The sequence below is a fragment of the Enterobacter cloacae complex sp. GF14B genome, from assembly GCF_004136805.1.
Classification (GTDB): Bacteria; Pseudomonadota; Gammaproteobacteria; order Enterobacterales; family Enterobacteriaceae; genus Enterobacter; species Enterobacter hormaechei_C.
Window position 1 is genome coordinate 1 of the sequence record NZ_QFRV01000165.1, and the last position, 3699, is coordinate 3699.

The 3699-nt window shown below is 58.7% G+C and carries 4 protein-coding genes; all 4 read left to right on the forward strand.

The annotated features are described in order from the left end of the window. The coding region (locus DD606_RS26570; protein ID WP_232967805.1) for a hypothetical protein at positions 1-96 on the forward strand (96 nt) is incomplete at its 5' end. A 13-nt stretch (positions 97-109) separates the two neighbouring features. Next, a complete protein-coding gene (gene tssK, locus DD606_RS24110) occupies positions 110-1453 on the forward strand; it encodes a type VI secretion system baseplate subunit TssK (protein WP_045895872.1) in 1344 nt (447 codons plus the stop codon). Beyond that, the gene (gene tssL / locus DD606_RS24115; RefSeq protein WP_045895871.1) at positions 1450-2124 is read left to right on the forward strand and encodes a type VI secretion system protein TssL, short form; all 675 of its coding nucleotides are present in this window, start codon (positions 1450-1452) and stop codon (positions 2122-2124) included. The genes tssK and tssL overlap by 4 nt, the downstream gene beginning before the upstream one ends. Next, a partial coding sequence (locus tag DD606_RS24120) for an OmpA family protein (RefSeq protein ID WP_139158351.1) occupies positions 2124-3699 on the forward strand: 1576 nt, incomplete at its 3' end. The genes tssL and DD606_RS24120, both read left to right, overlap by 1 nt.

The window sequence follows — 3699 nt, forward strand, 5'->3', positions numbered from 1 at the left end:
TTCCGCGTGAAGCTGTTTGCGGTGCCGCACTTCCAGGTGGAAGGCATGGATGTGAACCTGTCTCTGGTGAGCCAGATGCCGAAAGCGAAAGCGTAAGGCGGTAGCAGGGATGAAAATTTATCGTCCGCTGTGGAACGAGGGGGCGTTGCTGTCCCCTCAACAATTCCAGCAACAGTCCGACTGGGAAACTTTTCGCAGCACAGGCGTTGCGGCACTTGCCTCGCCGTTTGCATGGGGCGTTGAGCGAGTTGAAATTGATGAAAGACTGCTGGAAACAGGTCTGATACAGATTTCACAGCTGCGGCTCTGGCTGCCCGATGGCACGCTGGTGGATACGGTAGTCAGCGACCTGCCGCCGGAACCGCGTGAACTGGATTTATCACCTCATTCAGACGCGGTTACGGTGGTGATTGCCCTGCCGTTGATGCAGTCCGGGTTAAATAACGTGCTCCAGGAAGCGGCAGTGGCTGATCGGCCGCTCCGCTATCGTGAGGAGTGGGTCAATGTTCAGGATGCGTTTGGCAGCGAAGAGGAGTCCGTCGCTGTTGCCCGCTTTAATCTGGCGATCCGTTTTGAGCATGAGGATAACGCGTCGTGGCAGTGCTGTCCGGTTGCACGGCTGATCCGGGACGGACAGGGGAGCTGGCGTCATGATCCGGCATTCATTCCGCCTATGGCCCTGTTTTCTGCCAGCCCGGCGATGCGGGAAAGGCTGGTGTTACTGAACCGCCAGCTTCGCTCCCGCCGCCAACGGTTGATGGCTATGCGTCGGGAAAGTAATGAGCGACTGGCGGATTTTGCTGTGGCGGATGTTTCTCTTTTTTGGCTTCTCAATGCGCTTAACTCTCATGCCAGGGTACTGGTCGAGTTTGAACGTTTTCCGGCTCGCCATCCGGAACAGGTGTGGGCAGAGCTTGCGCGGCTTGCGGGCAGTATGCTGACGTTTTCTCTGGACAGCGATCTGGACGCAATCCCTGGCTATGACCACGCCCGGCCTGAAATGACGTTTCCACCGCTGTTTGAACTGATCGCCGGTTTACTGGAAGCCAGCCTGCCGTCCCGTGTGATAGCGCTGGAGATGTCCCGACCTGACGCCCAGACCTGGAAAGCCTCGCTGCACGACATTCGGCTGCGTGAAGAAGCCGATCTCTGGCTCTCTGTCCGGTCTGACGTTCCGGCCTGGCAAGTGGCGGAGAAATTCCCGGCATTATGCAAGGCGGGTTCCCCGGATGATGTGAATGCGATTTCCACCGTTGCGCTGCAGGGGATCCCACTCATTGCCGTGAATCGCGTGCCTGCTGCGTTACCGGTGCGAATGGAGAACCAGTACTTCGCGCTGGACATGGAAAGTGCTGCGGCACGGGACATGCTGGAGCAGGGGATCTGTATGTTCTATGTGCCTGCTTTGCTGGGACAGCTTGAACTTGAACTGTTTGCGGTACTGCGATCATGAGAAAAGAAACCGATATCGATGCTCTGATGGCGGAGACCTGGCTCACCGTCACCCTGCTTAAGCAGGGGGCAACAACGCCTGACGGGAATGTGCTGTACGACACCTGCTGCAAACATGTGGAAAGCGTGCGCGAGGCGCTGGATCGAGCAGGATATGATGAAGCCAGTGTCGATCATATCTCTTATGCGCAATGTGCGCTGCTTGACGAAGTGGTCATGAGCAGAAAACTGCCTGACGGGGCAGATGCTGATGCGGGCCAGGTAGCCTGGCGAAAAGCGCCGCTACAGGCGCGCTATTTTGGGTCGCTGCATGCAGGTGAAGCCCTGTGGGATCGTATTGCGGAAGTATTGCGCCAGCCAGCGCCAAACATGGCCGTTCTGACCTGCTATCACCGGGTGCTCGCGCTGGGATTCCAGGGGTTGTACAGCATGGGCTCTGTCAGCCAGACCCAGCGTGAAGAGGCAATGAAAGCGCTTGCTGAGCGGGTTCCGCCTCTTGATGCCGGCCTTTCTCTGGTGGTTCGCAGGACCGGAAAACACCGTTACAGCCTGCTGCGCTCTGTCTGGTTCTGGATCGCGGCGGCGGCGGTAATCACCGGTGCCGTATGGTGGGGCGGTCATCTCTGGCTCCAGGCTCTGCTGTCCGCGCAGTTACCGGAGTTGCCCCATTAATGCGTAAATCGGTCATGGTTTCTCTGATATTCCACGTACTGGCGGGTGCCGCGGCGCTTTTATGGCTTCTGTGGGGCTTCATTCCGGCAGGCACGCTGTTTAAAGGCGTGATGACGCTGTGCATTGTTGCGCTGGCCGTCTGGCAGATCCGGCGAAAAAGCCGTTTCAGCCAGGCTCAGGGCAATGGCGGGACTAGTTTTGATCTGCCCGTACTTGCTGATGCGGGTCCGGTTGTTCTTGTTTGCGGAGACAGGCTGGATGCCCTGTTCGGGGAGCATACTCTGCGTAAAACAGCGCATGGCTGGTGGCTGCGGGTGAATGACGTCAGCAGGCTCAGTGATTTCGTGCGCGATATTCAGGAGCGGCAGCCGCGCCAGGCCGGACAGATCGCCGTTATGTATGCCTCCCATCCCGACGGGTACCAGGATGAAGCGGTGTTGCGCGCGACCCTGAAAGCGTTGCGCCAGCAGATGAAACAGCTGAGCCTGATCGCCGGATTCACTCCGCCGGTGATCCTGAGCGCTGAGTTTTCCGGCCCTGAAACCCCGTGGGTTATTGTCCATGGCGACAAACCGGTTGTTTACCCTGTTGATGAGACGCCACAGGCTATGGACGACTGGCAACAGGCAAATCGTCTGGCGCTGATGCCTGTACTGCGGGAAGGCTTTGCTTTTATGCGCACCCTTCTTATGGATGAACTGGCGAAAGAAGATCGGTTATTTCCGCCGGTCCACCCGTTTGCGGTGGCTCTGAAAAGCGGCGGCGCTTCAGCCAGCAATACGTCTTTATGGGCACTCTGGCTTTGTCGCCTGACACACCTGCTTCTGCCGCAGACAGACGAAATGGCGGAGGCATCCGGTCGTTTTCCTGATGCGGTACTACCGTTGCTCACGCCTTACTGCGCACCTGTTCAGGGCGGGAAGCGCACCCGCCGTCTCATTGTGTGGGTCCTGGCCTGCGTTCTTGCTGCCCTTGGTTTTTCTGCCATGAATAACGCGGCGCTGATCCGCCAGGTGGGAATGAATCTACAGCGCTGGTATGCCATCCCCATGAACCATTATGAGCCGAAGGCGCAGTCACTTGCCGCACTGAAACAGGACGCCCTTCTGCTGGAGCGCTGGCAGCGGCAGGGGGAACCGCTCAGGTATGCGCTGGGCTATTACCCCGGTCAGCGTCTGTGGCTGGCGTTACAGAAGGCGATTGACACGTATGTGCCGCCACCAGCTCCCGCCATGGAACCGGTACCGAAAATCATCCGCCTCGACAGCATGTCACTGTTCGATACCGGAAAGTGGGCGCTTAAACCCGCCTCAACAAAGCTGCTGGTGAACTCACTGGTGGGGATCAGGGCGAAGCCCGGCTGGCTGATTGTGGTGGCGGGCCATACCGACAGCACCGGGGATGACCAGTCCAACCAGGTGCTGTCGCTTAAGCGCGCGGAGTCGGTGCGCGACTGGATGCGGGATACCGGCGACGTGCCGGAGAGTTGTTTTGCGGTGCAGGGCTATGGTGAAAGCCGTCCTGTCGCCACCAACGACACGGCGGAAGGGCGTGCGCTGAACCGCCGTGTCGAAA

Excerpts from the sequence above, each read along its gene's own strand:
- tssL (WP_045895871.1), top strand. The coding sequence starts at position 1,450 with ATGAGAAAAGAAACCGATATCGATGCTCTGATGGCGGAGACCTGGCTC.
- tssK (WP_045895872.1), top strand. The coding sequence starts at position 110 with ATGAAAATTTATCGTCCGCTGTGGAACGAGGGGGCGTTGCTGTCCCCT.